Here is a 17,850-nt window from a genome sequence, read left to right as displayed (position 1 = left end):
TGGGCGCACGACCTGTGACGCGGATCGGGACCGATCCGGCCGGCGGCCTGCACGACTGCCGGAACACGAGCTTCATCAATCGTGCGACGCGGTGCGCTTCGACAAGAACTTTGAGCCGGGGCGGGCGCGCAGGCGCGCGGATGCCCTTCACTCCACCTTTCGATCGATCGGGGAATTGATCATGAAGACGAACACGCTTGTCGGGCTCAGCCTGTCCGCGCTGATGCTGGGCGGAACGATGGTCGGCTGTGCCAACGGTGGCCTTGCCTCTGCCAGTAGCCGCAGCGATAGCGCGCTTGCGAGGAACGCCGCCAACAACGCCGATAAGGCGGCAAAGGCGATGGCGGGCGGCAAGGCGGCCAAGGCGATCGGCTTCGCCGAAGCCGCGGTGGCGGGGATGCCGCAGAACGCCGATTATCGCGCGCTGCTCGGTGCGGCCTATCTCAAGGCGGGGCGTTTTACCTCGGCGCATCAAGCCTATGCCGATGTATTGTCGCTGGCGCCCGGGAACGGCAAGGCAGCGCTCAATCTCGCGCTTGCGATGATCGCCGAAGGGCAGTGGGACGAGGCGCGCAAGACACTCGACGATCATGCGGATACGATTCCGGCGCGTGACCGAGGGCTGGCGATCGCGCTGGCGGGTGATCCCACGGGCGGCGTCGAACTGCTGACCGCGGCGGCGCGCACACCCGAGGCCGATGCCAGGACGCGGCAGAACCTGGCGCTGGTGCTGGCGCTCGCCGGGCAGTGGCAGGTGGCGCGCAGCGTTGCGGGGGTCGACATGGCGCCTGCCGCCGTCGATGCGCGGATCGTCGAATGGGCCGCGTTCGCGCGGCCCGCTGGTGCGGCGGACCAGGTTTCGGCGCTGCTCGGCGTCGTGCCGGTCAAGGACCCCGGCCGGCCGGTCGCGCTGGCATTGAACGCCACCGTGCCGGTGACCGCGGTCGCCGCCGTTGAGCCGGAGGCGCCGGCACCTGAAGAGGCGGCACCAGGGATGGAAATGCCTGTCGAAGTCGCTGCCGTCGCCGCAACGCCGGCCGATATGAGCGGCGTGAGTTTCGCAACGCGCCGCGAAGTGGTGCAGCCACTGCCCGCGACGGCAGTCGCCGCCGCGCGACCCGCCGCGGCCGCAACAAGCAAGGCGGCGCCGGTCCAGGTCGCTGCGGTCAGCGCCGATCGCGCGTCTTCATCCAGCGCGCGCGCACTCGCCAAGGGCAATTGGTTCGTCCAGCTCGGCGCCTATGAATCGGCGGGCGTCGCGAAGGACGCGTGGGGCCGTGCGACTCGCCGCTACCCGGCGTTCGCCGAACAGACGCCGGCGGGTGTGACGTTCAAATCCTTCTATCGCCTGTCGGTCGGCGGCTTCGCCAAGGGTGACGCCAACGCGCTGTGCCGCGGCTATCGCGCGACGGGAGGTACGTGCTTCGTTCGCACCGCGGCGGGCGATCAGGTCGCGCGCTGGGCGGCGCCTGCCAAGGTGCAGATGGCGTCGCGCTGATAGTCGACCGATGGCGCGCCGACTGGCGCGTCACCTGTTACCCGCGATCAGAGAAGTTCGCGGCCGCCCTTGAAGAGCCGCAGGACACGGCCCTGCACCGGCAGCCCGTCGAACGGCGTGTTGCCGGCGAGTCCGGGCAGCGTATCCGCATCGATCTGCCACGGCGCATCGGGATCGACCAGCATCAGGTCGGCCTCGTATCCAGGCGCAAGCGTGCCGGCATCGAGCCCGAGCACGGCGGCGGGATTACGCGATAGGAGTGTGGCGAGCTCAGCGGGCGAAATCCGCTCGTCCCGAACGAGGCCGAGCGCGAGCGGCAGCAGCGTCGTCGCGCCCGCCGCGCCCACGCCGGCATCGGCGAACGGCAGGCGCTTCTCCTCCGGACCGCGCGGATCGTGACCCGAACACAGGACGTCGATCGTGCCGTCGGCGAGCGCGGCGAGCGCGGCGTGTCGATCCGCGTCGTTGCGCAGCGGCGGCGAGAGGTGCGCGAACGAGCGGAAATCGCTCATCGCATTGTCCGACAGCAGCAGGTGCGCGGGCGTAATTCCGCAGGTCACGCGGACGCCACGGCGCTTGGCGGCACGAACGAGATCGAACCCGGCGGCGGTGGTGACCTGGCGCAGGTGGAGCCTGGCGTCGGCCTCCTCGGCGAGCATCAGGTCGCGCGAGATCGCCAGCGGCTCTGCGAGTGCTGGGGCGGCAGGGAGGCCGAGCCGCGTCGCCGTCTCTCCGGCGGTGACGACGGCGTCGCCGACCAGCCCGGCATCCTCGGCATGGGTTATGACGGTAAGATCGAGATCGCGGGCGTAGGCGAGTACGCGCGCCATCACGCCGGTGTCGGCGATCCAGCGCCGCCCGGTGCCGACGGCGCGCGCACCCGCCGAGGCGCAGATCGCCATTTCGGCAAGATCGGTACCCGCGAGGCCGCGCGTCGCCGCCGCGATCGGGTGGATCCACAGATCGGGCCGGCCGATCAGCGCCGATCGCTGCACGATGCCGGGTTCGTCGAGGACGGGTCTCTGATCGGGCATCAGCCCGACGCGCACGATCCCACCGGCGCGAAACGCGGCGCGATCGATCGCGGCGACCCCGAGATCGACGATCGCCGGCAGTAGTAGCTTGCCGCGGCACTCGACAATCGTGACATCCGACGCCTGGTCGACAATGCGGCCGTTTGCGACAAACAGGTCACCCTCGCGCTCGCCCCCGACTGGGCAGACGATGCGCGCATTGCGAAAGTGCAGCGCGCCGTTCATGCCCAACCCTCCACGCCCCGCGCGCGGCGAGTCAGCACGTCGAGGCATGCCATACGCACGGCGACGCCCATCTCGACCTGCTCGGTGATCGCCGAGCGGTCGTGATCGGCGACGGCCGAATCGATCTCGACGCCGCGGTTCATCGGGCCCGGGTGCATGACGAGCGCGTCGGGTTTGGCACGCGCCAGGCGTTCGAGCGTCAGGCCGTAGCGCAGCCGGTACTCGCGGCTGGACGGCACGTAGCCGCCGGCCATCCGCTCGGTCTGCAAGCGCAGCATCATGACGACATCCGCCCCGTCGAGTGCGGCATCGAAATCGGTAAACGGCGTCACCCCCATCCGCTCGATCGCGGCGGGCATCAGCGTCGATGGCGCGCAGACGCGTACCTCGGCAGCGAGCGCGGTGAGCGCGAGGATGTTGGAGCGCGCGACACGGCTGTGGAGAAGATCCCCGCAGATGACGACGCGTTGATTGTGGATCGTGCCGCGGCGGCGGCGGATCGTCAGCGCGTCGAGCAGCGCCTGCGTCGGATGTTCGTGGCGACCGTCGCCGGCGTTAAGCACGGGGCAGTCGACCTTGTCGGCGATCAGCCGCACCGCGCCCGACGACATGTGGCGGATGACGATGACGTCGGCGCGCATCGCGTTGAGCGTCATCGCCGTGTCGATCAGCGTCTCGCCCTTCTTCACGCTCGATTGCGCGGCGTGCATGTTGACGACGTCGGCGCCGAGCCGCTTGCCGGCAATCTCGAAGCTCAGCAGCGTGCGCGTCGAATTCTCGAAGAATGCGTTGATCTGGGTGAGGCCGGCGAGCCGCTTGTCGGGCGCGGCGCGATCGCGGTTGGCGGCGATCCAGCCTTCGGCCTCGTCGAGCAGGAAGGTGATCTCGTGCGGCTGAAGCCCCTCGATCCCGGTGAGATGGCGATGCGGAAAAACGGCGCCGCCGGGGATGAGCGAGGCGGGGCGGTGATCCGATCGGGGCATCGAGGGGGCGGGATAGTGGCGTGGCGGGGGGGTGGCAAGCCTGCGAAATGGCGGCGGCGTTGCCTTTAGCCCTGGACGAGTGCGTCGATTGCAGCCTGCAGGATATGCGCAGCGGCGAGGCTGTCGATCCGCTCGGCGCGCTTCGCCCGGCTCATGTCCTGTTCGATCATCACGCGCTCGACTGCGACGGTGGACCAGCGTTCGTCCCACAGCAGGATTGGGCCGAGATCGGCGATGTTACGGGCGAAGGCGCGCGTCGACTGGCTGCGCGGGCTCTCGCTGCCGTCGAGGTTGAGCGGCAGGCCGAGCACGATGCCGGCGACGTGCTGCGCGGCGATCACGGCGGCGAGCTCCGCCTTGTCCTGCATGAATTTGCGGCGACGGATCAGCGCGGCTGGGCTGGCGAAGGTCCAGCCGGCGTCGCACAGCGCGGTTCCGATCGTCTTGGTGCCGAGATCGAGCCCAAGGAGGCGGCCGCCGTTCGGCAGCGCCGCGCGGAAGTCGGCGGCGGCGAGGGTGATCATCGCGCGGCGGCGCGGCGCGCCACGTCTGCGCGGACGTTGGCCCAGAAAAGGCTGTAGTCGTAGACGTGATAGTTGTTGCCGGGCAGTACGTAGGGGCCGACGTCGGGCGCGTCGCCGATCAGAAGAAAGCCGCGATCGCCACAGCGCGCGGGCACGCGCCCGGCGGTGATCTGCGCGGTGGCGAGATCGGCGGCGGGGAAGAGCGTGCCGGCATTGGCACTGGCGGGCGCGGCGGCATTGGCGGTGCCGGTCAGCGGATTGGTGCAGACGAAGGGCGTGCCGCGCCGGGGCCGGCCGTCGAACCCGCGCGTGCGATCGTACGTGTCGGTAATGAGCGCGGTGTCGGCCGGCTCGGCGAAGGTCTCCCACGACAGGATGCAGCCGCGCTGCGTCGCCTGCGTGCATTCCGGAAAGCCCATCGCGGCGAGATCGGTGGTGCGGCTGACCGGCCAGCCCACGACATAGGCGGCTACGATGCGGCGTGCGAGCGGCGTGCCCGCCACCTTGTCCTTGAGCAGATGGGTGAGGTGCAGCGCGCCTTGGCTGTGCCCGGCGAGCACGATCGGGCGATCGGGGCCGATCTGGCGCAGGAAGGCGGCAAACGCGACCTGGATATCGCCGTATGCAAGGTTGAGTGCGCGCTGCGCATCGGCGGCATCGGTAAGGAAGGAGCCGAACGTCGCCTGACGATAGCGTGGCGCCCAGATCTCGCCGACCTGGTTGAAGGCGCTCGCCTGGCCGCGCAGGAACAGCGCGGCGCGATCGTTCGCCTCCTTGTCGCCGAGCGGCGCGTTCCAGTGATCGTCGCTTAGGTAGGAAGTGGGGTGGATGAAGAACACCGCCGCCCCGCCGGCATCCTTGCGCGGCGCGTAGCCGGCCGGCGTCCAGCGCGACGGATCGTTGGCAATCCCTGGGCGCGACAGCCACATGTCGGGGCGGTCGTAACGGCGCTCGGCGACCTGCGCCTGTTCCTCGAACGGGCGACTGGGAACGAAGGTCCAGCGGATGATGTCGTTGCCCCAGATGCGATAGGCGAGCGCCCCGGCGATCACGAGCGCGATGAGGAATGCGACGACGTAGAGGAACTTGCGGGCCATGACCGCCTGCGCCTGCCCGACCCGGGCAGCGTACGCAACAGTGCGGCATTGCGTTGCGCAGCGCAGCAATGGTAGCGCGCCGGCCATGTCCGTAGATACCGCCACCGTGAAGAAAGTCGCGAGCCTCGCCCGCATCGCGATCGACGACGAGAGCGCCGAACGCCTCGTACCCGAGCTCAATAACATCCTCGGCTGGATCGAGCAGCTGGGCGAAGTCGACACCAGCGGCGTCGCGCCGATGACGGCAGTCATCGCCAACAAGCAACGCCTGCGCGACGATGTGATCAACGCCGATGCGCTGACCGGCGGCGGCATCCGAGAGGCGGTGCTGGCGAACGCGCCGCAAGCCGAGCACGGATTCTTCACCGTGCCAAAGGTGATCGAGTGACGCGGGCGATGCCGCACCGGCCATTTTCTTCTATCGAGTTTCGATCATGACCGACCTTACCGACCTTGGCATTCGCGAGATCCGCGACGGCGTGCGCGACGGCAGCTTCTCGGCGCGCGAGGTAGCGACCGCCTTCAACGCAGCGGTGGCGGCGGCTAAGCCGCTCAACGCGTTTCTGGTGGAGACGCCCGACCATGCGCTGGCGGCAGCGGACGCCGCGGACGCCGCGCGGGCGAAGGGCGAGACGATGGGGTCGCTCGCCGGCGTGCCGATCGGCATGAAGGACCTGTTCTGCACCAAGGGCGTGCCGTCGACCGCCGCGAGCCACATCCTCGAAGGCTTCACGCCGCAATATGAATCGACCGTGTCGCAGCGCCTGTGGGAAGCGGGTGCGGGCATGCTCGGCAAGCTCAACATGGACCAGTTCGCGATGGGCTCGTCGAACGAGACGAGTGCGTTCGGCAACGTCGTCTCACCGTGGCGGCGCAACGACGGCGGCAACGCGGCGCTGGCACCGGGCGGGTCGTCCGGCGGATCGTCGTCGGCAGTTGCGGCGCGGCTGTGCCCCGGTGCGACCGGCACTGACACCGGCGGGTCGATCCGCCAACCCGCCGCATTCACGGGCATTTCCGGGATCAAGCCGACCTATGGCCGCTGCTCGCGCTGGGGGGTGATCGCCTTCGCCTCGAGCCTCGACCAGGCCGGGCCGATGGCGCGCGATGTGCGCGACTGCGCGATCATGCTGGAGGCGATGAGCGGCTTCGACGCGAAGGATTCGACCTCGCTAGACGTCGCGGTGCCGAAGTGGGAGCAGGGGCTGAACGCGAGCCTCGCCGGCAAGCGCGTCGGCATTCCGCGCGAATATCGCGTCGACAACATGCCCGAGGAGATCGAGGCACTGTGGCAGCAGGGCATCGCGTGGGTGAAGGACGCCGGCGCGGAGGTGGTCGAGGTATCGCTGCCGCACACCAAATACGCGCTGCCGGCCTATTACATCATCGCGCCGGCCGAAGCCTCGTCGAACCTCGCGCGCTATGACGGCGTGCGCTACGGCCAGCGCGACCTGCCCGATGGCGCGAACCTTCAGGCGATGTACGCCGCGACGCGCGCCGCGGGCTTCGGCGAGGAGGTGAAGCGGCGCATCCTGATCGGCACCTACGTGCTGTCGGCGGGCTTCTACGACGCCTATTTCACGCAGGCATCGAAGGTGCGCACGCTGATCGCGCAGGATTTCGACCGCGCGTGGGGGACGTGCGACGTGCTGCTGACGCCGACCGCGCCGTCGGCCGCCTTCGCGCTCGGCGAGAAGAGCGCCGATCCGCTCGCGATGTACCTCAACGACGTGTTCACCGTGCCGTCGAGCCTCGCCGGACTGCCGGCGATGAGCGTGCCGGGCGGGCTCGACAAGCACGGCCTGCCGCTCGGCTTGCAGGTGATCGGCAAGGCGCTCGACGAGCAGGGTGTGCTCAACGCGGCGTTGGCGATCGAGGAGCGCGCCGGTTTCGTCGCCCGGCCGCAGGCGTGGTGGTGACCACGATTATGACGTTCGTATTCGGGAATGAGGCCAATGGCTGACGCAAGCGCACCGTATCGCATCAAGGGCGACACCGGCGAGTGGGAGGTCGTGATCGGCCTTGAGGTGCACGCGCAGGTGACATCGAACGCCAAGCTTTTCTCGGGCGCGGCGACGGCGTTCGGCGCAGAGCCCAATTCGCAGGTGAGCCTGATCGACGCGGCGATGCCCGGCATGCTGCCCGTGCCGAACCGCGAATGCATCCGTCAGGCGGTGCGCACCGGCATGGCGATCGAAGCGCAGATCAACAAATGGTCGCGATTTGATCGCAAGAACTACTTCTACGCCGATCTGCCGCAGGGCTACCAGATCTCGCAGCTCTACCATCCGCTGGTCGGGGAAGGCGTGGTGGAGATCGAGGACGGCGACACCGTCAAGACGATCGGCGTCGAGCGCATCCACGTCGAGCAGGACGCGGGCAAGCTGATGCATGATCAGCATCCGCGTCTATCGTACGTCGATCTCAACCGCTCGGGCGTTGCGCTGATGGAGATCGTGTCAAAGCCCGATATGCGATCCCCAGCCGAAGCAGGCGCTTATCTGACGAAGCTGCGTGCGATCCTGCGGTACGTCGGCTCGTGCGACGGCAACATGGACCAGGGATCGATGCGCGCCGACGTCAACGTCAGCGTGCGCAAGCCGGGCGACGAGTTCGGCACGCGGACCGAGACCAAGAATGTCAATTCGGTGCGCTTCGTGATGGCGGCGATCGAATATGAGGCGAAGCGTCAGGTCGCCGCGATCGAGGCCGGCGAGCGGATCGTGCAGGAGACGCGGCTGTTCAATCCCGACAGCGGGACGACGCGGTCGATGCGCTCGAAGGAAGATGCGCACGATTATCGCTACTTCCCCGACCCCGACCTCCTTCCGCTCGAACTCGACGATGCGTTTCTCGACGAGTGCCGCGCGTCGCTGCCCGAGCTGCCGGACGCCAAGCGCAAGCGCTACGAGGGGCTCGGCATCACACCGTACAATGCCGACGTGCTGACCGCCGAGGTAGAGACGGCGCGCTGGTTCGATGCGCTGCTCGAAACGGGTGCCGCGCCGGCAGCAGCGTCGAACTGGGTGACGGGCGAGTTGTTCGGCGCGCTCAACCGCATCTGCAAGGATATCACCCAGTCCCCGGTGACGCCGGGGCAGGCGGCCGAGCTGCTCGCGCTGGTGGCGGACAGTACGCTGTCCGGCAGCCTTGCCAAGCAGGTGTTCGAGGTGATGCTCGAGACGGGCGACGCACCGGGCAAGATCGTCGAAGAGCGCGGGCTGAAGCAGACCAGCGACACCGGCGCGATCGAGGGGGTGATCGCCGAGGTGCTGGCGAAGAACCCGAACCAGCTCGAACAGTATCGCGGCGGCAAGGAGGCGCTGTTCGGCTTCTTCGTCGGTCAGACGATGAAGGCGATGGGCGGCAAGGCCAATCCCGGCGTCGTCAACGCGCTGTTGAAGAAGGCGCTGGGGTAAGGCGCGAGCGTCGCGGGTGCATTGCGCGCCGGAGGCGGGAGCGTAGCGCCAGCGGGAAGATGGCCGCTCGCTTTAAGAACCCGCAAACGGGCCTTGATCCCCAGCTACCGGCGGAGCGACCGGAACGTCGCTCGGACCTCTTCGACGAACAGGTCGGACTGCTCGAACGCCGCGAAATGGCCGCCGCGTGGCAATTCGTTCCAGTGGATGATGTCGGTATATTGCCGCTCGGCCCAGCGGCGCGAGGCCTTGAAGATCTCCTTCGGGAAGATGCTGTGGCCGGTCGGTACCTTGACCTCGCCCGCGCCGAACGATCCAAAGCTCTCCCAGTAGAGCCGCGCCGATGAGGCGCCGGTGCCGGTGAGCCAGTAGAGCATGATGTCGTCGAGCATCTCGTCGCGGGTCAGCGTGTTCTCGGGCGTACCGTCGCAATCGGCCCACTCGCGGAACTTCTCGTAGATCCACATCGCCTGACCGACGGGCGAATCGACGAGGCCGTAGCCTAGCGTCTGCGGTCGCGTCGCCTGCTGCTGCGAATAGCCGTTGCCGTCCTTCATGTAGCGCTGGAGGCGCTCGAGCGAGTCTTTCTCCTCTGCGGTGAGATCCTCCATGTCCTCGGGCGTGGGGCGAACGACGAGCATGTTGAGGTGGATGCCGGCGACCGCTGGATCGCCGCTCGCGCCGATCGCGGTGGTGACGGCGGATCCCCAGTCGCCGCCCTGCGCGACGAAGCGGTCGTAGCCCAGCCGCTTCATCAGCGCGATCCACGCCTTGGCGATGCGCGGCACCGGCCAGCCCTCGGTCGGGCGCTCCGAGAAGCCGTAGCCGGGCAGCGACGGGCAGACGACATGAAAGGCGTCCTCGGCGCGGCCGCCGTGGGCGACGGGATCGGTCAGCGGACCGATGACTTTCAAGAACTCGATAACCGAACCAGGCCAACCGTGCGTAATGACGATCGGCAAAGCGTTCGGCTCGGGCGAGCGGCGATGGAGGAAGTGCAGCCTGAGCCCGTCGATGACGGTCGTGAACTGGCCGATGGCGTTGAGCGCGGCCTCGCAGCGGCGCCAGTCATATTCGTGCTGCCAGTAATCGACCAGCGCGCGCGCGGCGTCGAGCGGGACACCCTGTTGCCAGCCGTCGACCGTCTCGCGTTCCGGCCAGCGCGTAAGCGCGAGCCGGGCGGCAAGATCGTCGAGCGCCGCTTGCGGCACATCGAGAACGAACGGGTCGATCGCGTCAGTCATCTATCTCAATCCCTGCGCAGGATCGCGAGCGCCTGCTCGGCGAGCATCGGCGTGCCGTTGATCGCCTCGCCGGCGTTCGGCGTGATCCCGGCGAGCGCGCGGGCGTAGACCCCCTGGCTGATCGACGCGAGGCGGAAGACGGCGAAGGCGAGGTAGAAGTTCCAGTCCTCGATCGTGTCGCCGCGGCCGGTGCGGCGACAGTAAGCCGCGACATAGTCCGCCTCGGTCGGGATGCCGCTAGTGGCGAAGTCGACGCCCTGCAACGTGCCCCAAGTTGGCGACGTCGAATGCCACATGAAGCAATTGTAGCCGAGATCGGCGAGCGGATGGCCGATTGTCGACAGCTCCCAATCGAGCACCGCAATCAGCCGCGGTTCGGTGGGATGGAACATGACGTTCTCGAGCCGGTAGTCGCCGTGCGCGATCGAGACCGCCTCGTCGCGCGGCACGCGGCCGGGAAGCTCGGCGATCAGCGCCTCCATCGCCGGGATCGGCTGCGTCTCGGCACCGCGATACTGTTTGATCCAGCGCGCGATCTGGCGGTCGAAATAGCCGGTCGGCCGGCCGTAATCCTCCAGCCCGACAGCGCGGTGATCAACCTGGTGGAGCGCTGCGAGCGTCTGGTTGAGCTGATCGTAGACCGCGCTGCGCTCGGCAGGCGTCAGATCGGGGAGCGTTGCGTCGCGAAAGATGCGCCCTTCGAGATAATCCATCACGTAGAAGGGCGTGCCAATGATCGCCGGGTCGTCGCACAGCGCACGCATATTGGGGACGGGGACGGGCGTGTCACGCAGCGCGGCCATCACGCGATATTCGCGATCGACCTGATGCGCGCTGGCGAGGAGCTGGCCGGGCGGCTTCTTGCGCAGGACATAGTCGCCCGCGTCGGTCGACAGCATGAACGTGGGGTTCGACGCGCCGCCGACGAACTGGCGGACCTGCATCCCGTGGCCGAACCCGTCGACGTTACGATCGAGCCAGTCGGCGAGCTTCGCCTCATCGAAGCGATGCCGTTCGCCGACTTCGCTGAGCCTCGCGCCCGACGAGCCGCTCATGCCATGATTGCCCGACGTGTGACCATGAACGCTCTCCCGACCGCCGCCGATTAATGCGGACGGCTTAATTTCACCTAGCGCGAACCGGGCGGGGAAATGAAGCGGGAAAAGCGCGTCAGTGAAAGGTGGCGAGGATTTCCGCGAGGAGCCGGAAATCGCGCTCGCGCGGGCTGGCGCGGCGCCAGGCGAGCGCGACGGTGCGCTTCGGATTCTCGCCGCCGAGCGGGCGCGCGGCAATGCCGGTGTGATCGAGGATGCCCGCGCTGATCGCGAGCTCGGGCAGCATCGTCATGCCGAGCCTGTTGTCGACCATTTGGACGATCGTGTGGAGCGATGTGCCCATCATCGTCGCCTCGGCGCGCAATTCGGGGCGGTTGCACGCGGCGAGCGCGTGATCCTTGAGGCAATGCCCGTCCTCGAGCAGCAGCAGTCGCGTCTCGTCGATATCGGCGGGGGAGATCGGCGCCGCGCCCTCGGGCAACTCGCCCTCCGGAAAGGCGAGGAACAGGCGATCGTCGAACAGCGGCGCGGCGGTCACTTCGCCGCATGCATAGGGCAGGGCGAGAAGGACGCAGTCGGCGCGGCCGCTCTGTAGCGAGTCGCATGCCGCGGCGCTCGTCTCCTCGCGCAGGAACAGCCGCAGGTCCGGGAAGTCGGCGCGCAGCCGCGGAAGTACCCGCGGCAGCAGAAACGGCGCGATGGTGGGGATGACGCTCATCCGCAACTCGCCAGACAGCGGGCGTCCCGCGGCGCGTGCCATGTCGCCGAATTCCTCCGCCTCGCGCACGACGCGGCGCGCCTTGGCGACCATCGCCTCGCCGAGCGGCGTGAAGCGGACGACGCGCCGCGTGCGTTCGACCAGCGTGACGCCGATCAGCGTCTCGAGCTCACGGATGCCCGCCGACAGCGTCGACTGGGTAACGAAGACGCTCTCCGCCGCGCGGCCGAAATGGCCCTGGTCCTTCAGGGCGATGAGATATTGCAGCTGCTTGAGCGTCGGCAGGTAGGTCGCGGCCATCAATCGTCTCGATCGATCATGCGCGTCCGCTTAACTTGCCCGATCAATTGCGAACAGCGCTATTCGGCCGTCACAAGACGGCGTTGATGAAGCCGTAGATGCTGGTGATCATCAGCACGACGCCGACGAGGATCAGCATGGTGCGCGTGGGAATCCGCTTGGCGGCGATCGCCCCGAACGGCGCGGCACAGACGCCGCCGATCAGCAGCCCGACGGTGGCCATTGCGAAATCGTTGAGCCCAAGATGGTAGATGAACGTCGCCGAGACGGTGATCGTCAGGAAGAATTCGACCGAGTTGACGGTGCCGACCACCCGGCGCGGCTCGACGCCTTGGACGAGCAGGTTCGAGGTCACGACCGGGCCCCAGCCGCCGCCGCCTGCGGCATCGAGGAAGCCGCCGATCAGGCCGAGCGGCTCGACCACCTTGGGCTTCTGCGTCTTGGGCGGAAAGAACAGCCCGCGGACGAGGAGGTAGACGCCGATCGCGACGAGATAGGCGAGGACGAACGGCTTCACCGTGTCGCCGTCGACACTTGTGATGAGATACGCGCCGCCGATACCGCCGATCATGCCGGGGATCAGCAGCCGCAGGAACAGCGAACGGTCGACGTTACCGTGGAGGACGTGGCTGATGCCGGAGACGGCGGTGGTGAATGCCTCGACGATATGAACGTTCGCCGATGCGCGTGCCGGCGGCAGGCCGATCACTGCGACGAGCAACGTGTTGCAGATGACCCCGAATGCCATGCCGAGCGCCCCGTCGACGATCTGCGCGCCGAACCCGACGAGGATGAACGGTATCAGTCCTTCGAGGGTGACCAACGACAAGTCCAAGCCCGTTCCCCCACGGCGGTTGAGAGATCGCCGCTTGGCGTAACCATCCATATCCTACAAGAACGATGTGCTTTGCGACAAGAAGCGATAACTTCGCCGTCGCTGGAAATCGTTCCGCCCCCAACCTAGATCGTGGCCAGTGACATGGGGGGCGCTGATGGCGCGACTGGCCGACTACCTCGATTCGATCCGCGCGCGCGATCCCGCGCCGCATTCCCGGCTTGAGGTGCTAACTTATCCGGGCGTTTGGGCGCTCGGCTGGCATCGCGTCGCGCACTGGCTGTACCGTCGCCGGCTTTTCCTGCTGGCGCGGATGATCAATCACCTGTCGCGTTTCCTGACCGCGATCGACATCCATCCCGGCGCAACGATCGGACGCAATTTCTTCATCGACCACGGCTTCGTCGTGATCGGCGAGACTGCGGAGATCGGCGACGACGTCACCATCTACCAGTATGTGACGCTGGGCGGGACGAGCCCCGACAACGGCGTCGCGGGCAAGCGGCATCCGACGCTGCTCGACGGGGCGATCATCGGATCGGGCGCGCAGGTGCTGGGGCCGATCACCGTCGGGCGACGCGCACGCGTCGGTGTCAATGCGGTGGTGACGCGTGACGTGCCTGAGGGCGCGGTGATGGTAGGCATCCCGGCGCGGCCGACGATGGTAGAGGGCGGGAAGGCGCCCGAGCGTCCGTTCATGGCCTATGGCACGCCGTGCAGCGAGCTGTTCGATCCGGCGACGCAGAAGGTGGAGATCCTGCGTTGCGAGCTCGAAATGATGAAGGCCCGGCTCGACGCGCTGGTCGCCGACGGGGCTGCGGGGGAACAGACCCCGCCCGTGGCGCGTAACCGAGTCTGATGGGCGTCGTCACTCCCTTTCCCAACGTCGGCCGGCCGGGGCAGGTCGCGTTCGAGCGGCCCGAGCTGAATCGTATCCTCGATCTTTATGGCCGGATGGTCGCGGCGGGGCACTGGCGCGACTATGCGATTGATCTGGGTCGCGATGTGGCGGTCTTCGCGGCGTTCCGGCGCGCGACCGAGCGACCGGAGTTCCGCGTGGAAAAGAACCCGGCGCTGCGCAACCGACAGGGGATGTGGGCGCTGATCGGCGAGGCGGGGCAGGTGGTGAAGCGCGGACACGAGCTTGGCCCAGTACTCGCGCCGATCGAACGCCGGCTGATGAAGCTGGTCGAGGATTGATGCCGATCGCCGCACTCGCGGCAGAGCTGTGCGCCACGCCGGCGGGAATGGCGATACGCTGCCGCTATGACGAACCGTGGCGGCGCTATCACGACTGGTCACATCCGCTGGCAATGTTCGCCTCGCTCGCAGCCGCCGAAGCGGACGGCGTGGCGATCGCCGACCCCGTCGCCGCGATCGGCTTCATCCTGTGGCATGACGCGGTGTATGATCCGCAGGCCGCACCGGGGCGCAACGAGCGATTAAGTGCAGCACTATGCGCAGCGGAGTTTGCCGGCATTGCGAACGAGCGCAGCGTTGCTCACGCGTGCGCAGCAATAGTGGCAACGATCGATCATCGCGTTCCGGACGGTAGCGACTGCCCGGATGCGGCGCTGCTGCTCGACATCGATCTGGCGATCCTCGGTGCCGAGGCGGATAAGTTCGATCGCTACGACGCGGGGATCGCGACGGAATATGCGCATGTCCAGTCCGACGCGTATAAGACGGGGCGCAGCGGTGTGCTGCAGCGCTTCTTGGGGCGCGAGCGGTTATTCATCACGCAATGGGCCCACGACCGGTGGGAAGCACGCGCGCGGGACAATCTGGCGCGCTGCATCGCCGCGCTTGAGGCCTAACGCAGCGCCGTAGGGCGGTTCGCACCGATCCGTCGCGGACCGATGATGCCCAACGGTACGCCGGGTGAGGAGCAAGCAACCGTTGCTCATCACCCGGCGATTTACCGCATCATGCTCTTCGAACGGCCGATCAGCCGCCCTGCAGCTTCTTGCCGATCATCTGCGACTGGCCCGCGCCCGAATCGGGGACGATCTCGCCGTTGCGATCGGTGATCTCGGCCCAGTGCTTGGCGATGCCCTCGGGCGACAGATCGTCACCCTGCAGCGCGATGCCCGGCGTCAGCGTGACATAGGCGGCCTGGAAGACGCCGGCGCCGGCGCCGACGATCTGGTTGGTCGGCGCGTCCTCGCTGACGAGATAGAGCGCAGCGGGGACGACCTTGTCGGGCGAGAAGGCCTGGAACAACTGTTCGGGGAACAGATCCTCGGTCATGCGCGTGCCCGCGACGGGCGCCAGCGTGTTGACCTTGATGTTGTTCTTCGCACCTTCGAGGTAGAGCGACTTGGTGAAGCCGGCGAGCCCGAGCTTTGCGGCGCCGTAATTGGTCTGGCCGAAATTGCCGTAGAGGCCCGTCGACGAGGCGGTCATCAGGATGCGGCCGTAATTCTGCTCGCGCATCGTGTCCCACACCGCCTTGGTGGCGTTGGCCGAGCCGAGCAGGTGGACCTGCACCACGAAGGCGAAGTCGGCCGGGTCCATCTTGGTGAACGACTTGTCGCGAAGCACGCCAGCGTTGTTGATGAGGACGTGAACGCCGCCCCAGGCTTCCTTGGCCTTGGCGACCATCTCGACCATCTGCTCGTATTCGGTGACGCTGGCGCCATTGGCCATCGCTTCGCCGCCCACGGCCTTGATCTCCTCGACCACCTTGTGCGCCGCATCGGAGGCGCCGGAGCCGGTACGATCGCCGCCGAGATCGTTGACGACGACTTTGGCACCGCGTCGCGCGAGTTCGAGCGCATATTCGCGACCGAGGCCGCCGCCGGCGCCCGTTACGATGGCTACCTTGTCGTCGAAGCGTATGGACATGGAAAAGGCGCTCCCCTCATATGAACTGGAGCGCCTTTCCATACTGGTCATTCGAACGGGTGCAACCACCCGTCGATCAGCGTGCCTGCCGCGGGCTTACTTGCCGCCGCGCTGCATGCAATTGTCGTACTGACCCTTCTTGCAGATCGGGTAGTTCTTCATCGGCGCCGGCGGCGGATAGGCGGTGTTGGGGTCGGCTGCCGGCTGGAAGCGGACGGTGGCGCCTGCGGCCGGCGTACCCTGGATCGGCGGGGCGCTCGGCTGATAACCGCCGGCTGGGTCCGCGGCGTTCGGATCACCCATCGGCGCGGCCGGCGCCATGCCGTTGTTCATGCCGGTGCTGTTGGTGGTCGACATCGTATCGCTGCCGGCCGGCGCGGGCGGGGCCTGCATCGCCGGATCGGCCGGCATCGCAGCCGGATCGGCCGGCGGCGTGGCCGCGGTGTCAGGGGTAGCGGCGGGCGCCGTCTGGTCGGCGGGGGCAGCCGGCTGCATCTGTGCGGACACGGGCACCGCGATGATCGCGGCTGCTGCCAGGAAGAGGGACTTCATGCGGATTTCTCCCGTCTGGATACGCTTGAATGCGTAGAAACGCAGCCGGGGAACGCGCTAGCGGCGCGAAGTATCCTTCGTTTCGCTAGCGATTCAACGACCCGCCCCGGCAACCGCTGGATTTGCCGCCCGACATCAATGCCCCGCGTCGAGCGCATAGCCGGCGGAGCGCACGGTGCGGATGATGTCCGGCCGCCCGCCCTCGTTGATCGCCTTGCGCAGGCGGCGGATGTGGACGTCCACCGTGCGGCTCTCGATATCGCTGTCGTGCCCCCACACGCTGTCGAGCAGCCGCTCGCGCGAGAAGACGTGCCCTGGATGTTCGAGGAAGTGCTTGAGCAGGCGGAATTCGGTCGGTCCGAGCGGGATCACCTCGCCGCTGCGCCGCACCTTGTGGCCGACGGTATCCATTTCGAGATCGGCGTAGCTGAGCGCTTCACCTGCGAGCCCGGGGCGGACGCGGCGCAGCACCGCGCTGACGCGGGCGACGAGCTCGCGCGGGCTGAACGGCTTGGTGACGTAATCGTCGGCGCCCGTCTCGAGCCCGCGGATGCGATCCTCCTCCTCGCCGCGCGCGGTGAGCATGATGATCGGGACGTTGGCGGTTTCCGGGGTGCGGCGCAGGCGGCGGCAGACCTCGATCCCCGAAATGCCTTCCACCATCCAGTCGAGAAGGACGATATCAGGCACCTTCTCACGCGCGAGGAGCAATGCTTCCTCGCCGTCGATCGTGTGCGCGACGTCGAAATCCTCGCGCGAGAAATGCCAGACGAGCAGCTCGGCGAGCGATGCGTCGTCCTCGACCAGCAACATGCGGGCGCGTGCCATCATTCCCCCTTTTCGCGATCGGCCATCTGCGTGCCGGTCGCTGCGAAATAGACCATCTCGGCGACGTTGGTCGCGTGGTCGCCGATGCGTTCGAGATTCTTGGCGACGAACAGGAGGTGCGCGACCTCGCTGATCGTCTTCGGGTTTTCGACCATGTAGGTGACGAGCGTACGAAAAATCGCGTCGTAGAAATCGTCGAGCGCGACGTCGCGCTCGCAAATCTCGACCGCGGCGTCGGCGTTGCGCTGCGCGAAGGCGTCGAGCACATCGTGCACCATCTCGGCGGCCATGCGGCCCATCGCCTGGATGACCGAAATCGGCTCGATGCGGTGCTCGCCCTCGATCAGCGGCACGCGCTTGGCGATGTTCTTGGCATAATCGCCGATCCGCTCGACCACCGCGGCGATCTTCAGCGCGGCGACGACTTCGCGCAGGTCGTTCGCCATCGGCGCGCGCAGCGCGATGATGCGCACGACGAGCCGCTCGACCTCGGCCTCGATCGCGTCGATCTGACGATCCGCGCTGCGTACCTCGAGCGCGAGACCGAGGTCGCCGCGCTGGAGCGCGCGCATCGCCCCCTCGATCGCGTGTTCGGCAAGGCCGCCCATCTGGCTGATGAGCCCGCGCAGCCGCCCGATATCCTCGTCGAACGCCTTGACGGTATGTTGCTGTCCTGCGGCCATCGTCTGCC

19 protein-coding genes are annotated in these 17,850 nt (G+C 67.6%); 7 read left to right on the top strand and 12 right to left on the bottom strand.

The window, feature by feature from the left end:
* Positions 1 to 181: 181 nt before the first annotated feature.
* On the top strand, positions 182 to 1,498 hold the full coding sequence (locus tag F1C10_RS05465; RefSeq protein ID WP_185209462.1) for an SPOR domain-containing protein: 1,317 nt from the start codon (positions 182 to 184) through the stop codon (positions 1,496 to 1,498).
* Between the two features lie 47 nt (positions 1,499 to 1,545).
* Here F1C10_RS05465 and F1C10_RS05460 read toward each other — a convergent pair whose 3' ends face one another.
* The 4 genes from F1C10_RS05460 to F1C10_RS05445 form a co-directional block, all read right to left on the bottom strand.
* Positions 1,546 to 2,757 (bottom strand): dihydroorotase family protein, encoded by a 1,212-nt coding sequence (locus F1C10_RS05460; RefSeq protein ID WP_185209460.1) that lies wholly within the window; start codon positions 2,755 to 2,757, stop codon positions 1,546 to 1,548.
* Positions 2,754 to 3,740 carry an aspartate carbamoyltransferase catalytic subunit gene (locus tag F1C10_RS05455; RefSeq protein ID WP_185209458.1) on the bottom strand — a complete coding sequence of 329 codons (987 nt, stop codon included), beginning with the start codon at positions 3,738 to 3,740 and terminating at the stop codon, positions 2,754 to 2,756. The genes F1C10_RS05460 and F1C10_RS05455 overlap by 4 nt, the downstream gene beginning before the upstream one ends.
* 65 nt (positions 3,741 to 3,805) lie before the next feature.
* Positions 3,806 to 4,264 carry a Holliday junction resolvase RuvX gene (ruvX, locus tag F1C10_RS05450; RefSeq protein WP_185209456.1) on the bottom strand — a complete coding sequence of 153 codons (459 nt, stop codon included), beginning with the start codon at positions 4,262 to 4,264 and terminating at the stop codon, positions 3,806 to 3,808.
* Positions 4,261 to 5,361 (bottom strand): DUF3089 domain-containing protein, encoded by a 1,101-nt coding sequence (locus tag F1C10_RS05445; protein ID WP_185209454.1) that lies wholly within the window; start codon positions 5,359 to 5,361, stop codon positions 4,261 to 4,263. Before F1C10_RS05445 ends, ruvX begins: the two co-directional genes overlap by 4 nt.
* An 85-nt stretch (positions 5,362 to 5,446) precedes the next feature.
* On the opposite strand from F1C10_RS05445, the gene gatC reads away from it, so the two are divergent.
* Genes gatC through gatB form a run of 3 tightly spaced genes read left to right on the top strand, consistent with a single transcriptional unit; the run spans position 5,447 to position 8,780 of the window.
* Positions 5,447 to 5,749, top strand: a complete 303-nt coding sequence (gatC, locus tag F1C10_RS05440; protein ID WP_185210094.1) for an Asp-tRNA(Asn)/Glu-tRNA(Gln) amidotransferase subunit GatC — start codon at positions 5,447 to 5,449, stop codon at positions 5,747 to 5,749.
* 46 nt (positions 5,750 to 5,795) lie between these two features.
* Positions 5,796 to 7,280, top strand: a complete 1,485-nt coding sequence (gatA, locus tag F1C10_RS05435; protein WP_185209452.1) for an Asp-tRNA(Asn)/Glu-tRNA(Gln) amidotransferase subunit GatA — start codon at positions 5,796 to 5,798, stop codon at positions 7,278 to 7,280.
* Between the two features lie 36 nt (positions 7,281 to 7,316).
* Positions 7,317 to 8,780, top strand: a complete 1,464-nt coding sequence (gene gatB / locus F1C10_RS05430) for an Asp-tRNA(Asn)/Glu-tRNA(Gln) amidotransferase subunit GatB (protein WP_185209450.1) — start codon at positions 7,317 to 7,319, stop codon at positions 8,778 to 8,780.
* A gap of 104 nt (positions 8,781 to 8,884) precedes the next feature.
* On the opposite strand, the gene F1C10_RS05425 is transcribed toward gatB, so the two are convergent.
* The 4 genes from F1C10_RS05425 to F1C10_RS05410 form a co-directional block, all read right to left on the bottom strand.
* Positions 8,885 to 10,024 (bottom strand): epoxide hydrolase family protein, encoded by a 1,140-nt coding sequence (locus F1C10_RS05425; protein ID WP_185209448.1) that lies wholly within the window; start codon positions 10,022 to 10,024, stop codon positions 8,885 to 8,887.
* A 5-nt stretch (positions 10,025 to 10,029) separates the two neighbouring features.
* Positions 10,030 to 11,079 carry a phosphotransferase family protein gene (locus tag F1C10_RS05420; protein WP_185209446.1) on the bottom strand — a complete coding sequence of 350 codons (1,050 nt, stop codon included), beginning with the start codon at positions 11,077 to 11,079 and terminating at the stop codon, positions 10,030 to 10,032.
* A 115-nt stretch (positions 11,080 to 11,194) separates the two neighbouring features.
* Positions 11,195 to 12,097, bottom strand: coding sequence for a hydrogen peroxide-inducible genes activator (locus F1C10_RS05415; protein WP_185209444.1), 903 nt, complete (start codon positions 12,095 to 12,097; stop codon positions 11,195 to 11,197).
* Between the two features lie 70 nt (positions 12,098 to 12,167).
* Complete coding sequence (locus F1C10_RS05410) at positions 12,168 to 12,983, bottom strand: sulfite exporter TauE/SafE family protein (protein ID WP_185209442.1); 816 nt, start codon at positions 12,981 to 12,983, stop codon at positions 12,168 to 12,170.
* A gap of 106 nt (positions 12,984 to 13,089) precedes the next feature.
* Here F1C10_RS05410 and epsC point away from each other — a divergent pair, with 106 nt between their 5' ends.
* From epsC to F1C10_RS05395, 3 genes are read left to right on the top strand one after another with little or no spacing between them, the layout of a single operon-like run.
* Positions 13,090 to 13,791: a serine O-acetyltransferase EpsC gene (gene epsC / locus F1C10_RS05405; protein ID WP_185209440.1), complete on the top strand. Its 702-nt coding sequence runs from the start codon at positions 13,090 to 13,092 to the stop codon at positions 13,789 to 13,791.
* Complete coding sequence (locus F1C10_RS05400) at positions 13,791 to 14,132, top strand: DUF2794 domain-containing protein (RefSeq protein ID WP_185209439.1); 342 nt, start codon at positions 13,791 to 13,793, stop codon at positions 14,130 to 14,132. The genes epsC and F1C10_RS05400 overlap by 1 nt, the downstream gene beginning before the upstream one ends.
* Positions 14,132 to 14,749, top strand: coding sequence for a hypothetical protein (locus tag F1C10_RS05395; RefSeq protein WP_185209437.1), 618 nt, complete (start codon positions 14,132 to 14,134; stop codon positions 14,747 to 14,749). The genes F1C10_RS05400 and F1C10_RS05395 overlap by 1 nt, the downstream gene beginning before the upstream one ends.
* 130 nt (positions 14,750 to 14,879) lie before the next feature.
* Here the strand turns inward: F1C10_RS05395 and F1C10_RS05390 are convergent, their stop codons facing one another.
* From F1C10_RS05390 to phoU, 4 genes are all read right to left on the bottom strand, one after another.
* Entirely contained in the window at positions 14,880 to 15,779 is a 900-nt protein-coding gene (locus F1C10_RS05390) for an SDR family NAD(P)-dependent oxidoreductase (protein WP_185209435.1), read from the bottom strand.
* A gap of 96 nt (positions 15,780 to 15,875) precedes the next feature.
* The gene (locus F1C10_RS05385; protein ID WP_185209433.1) at positions 15,876 to 16,331 is read right to left on the bottom strand and encodes a hypothetical protein; all 456 of its coding nucleotides are present in this window, start codon (positions 16,329 to 16,331) and stop codon (positions 15,876 to 15,878) included.
* A 135-nt stretch (positions 16,332 to 16,466) separates the two neighbouring features.
* Positions 16,467 to 17,159, bottom strand: coding sequence for a phosphate regulon transcriptional regulator PhoB (gene phoB / locus F1C10_RS05380; protein ID WP_085810183.1), 693 nt, complete (start codon positions 17,157 to 17,159; stop codon positions 16,467 to 16,469).
* Positions 17,159 to 17,842, bottom strand: coding sequence for a phosphate signaling complex protein PhoU (gene phoU, locus F1C10_RS05375; RefSeq protein WP_185209431.1), 684 nt, complete (start codon positions 17,840 to 17,842; stop codon positions 17,159 to 17,161). Before phoU ends, phoB begins: the two co-directional genes overlap by 1 nt.
* Positions 17,843 to 17,850 lie beyond the last annotated feature (8 nt).

The organism is Sphingomonas sp. NBWT7, assembly GCF_014217605.1.
Classification (GTDB): Bacteria; Pseudomonadota; Alphaproteobacteria; order Sphingomonadales; family Sphingomonadaceae; genus Sphingomonas.
Note: the sequence above shows the minus strand (reverse complement) of the source record. Positions and strands in the feature narration are given on the sequence as shown.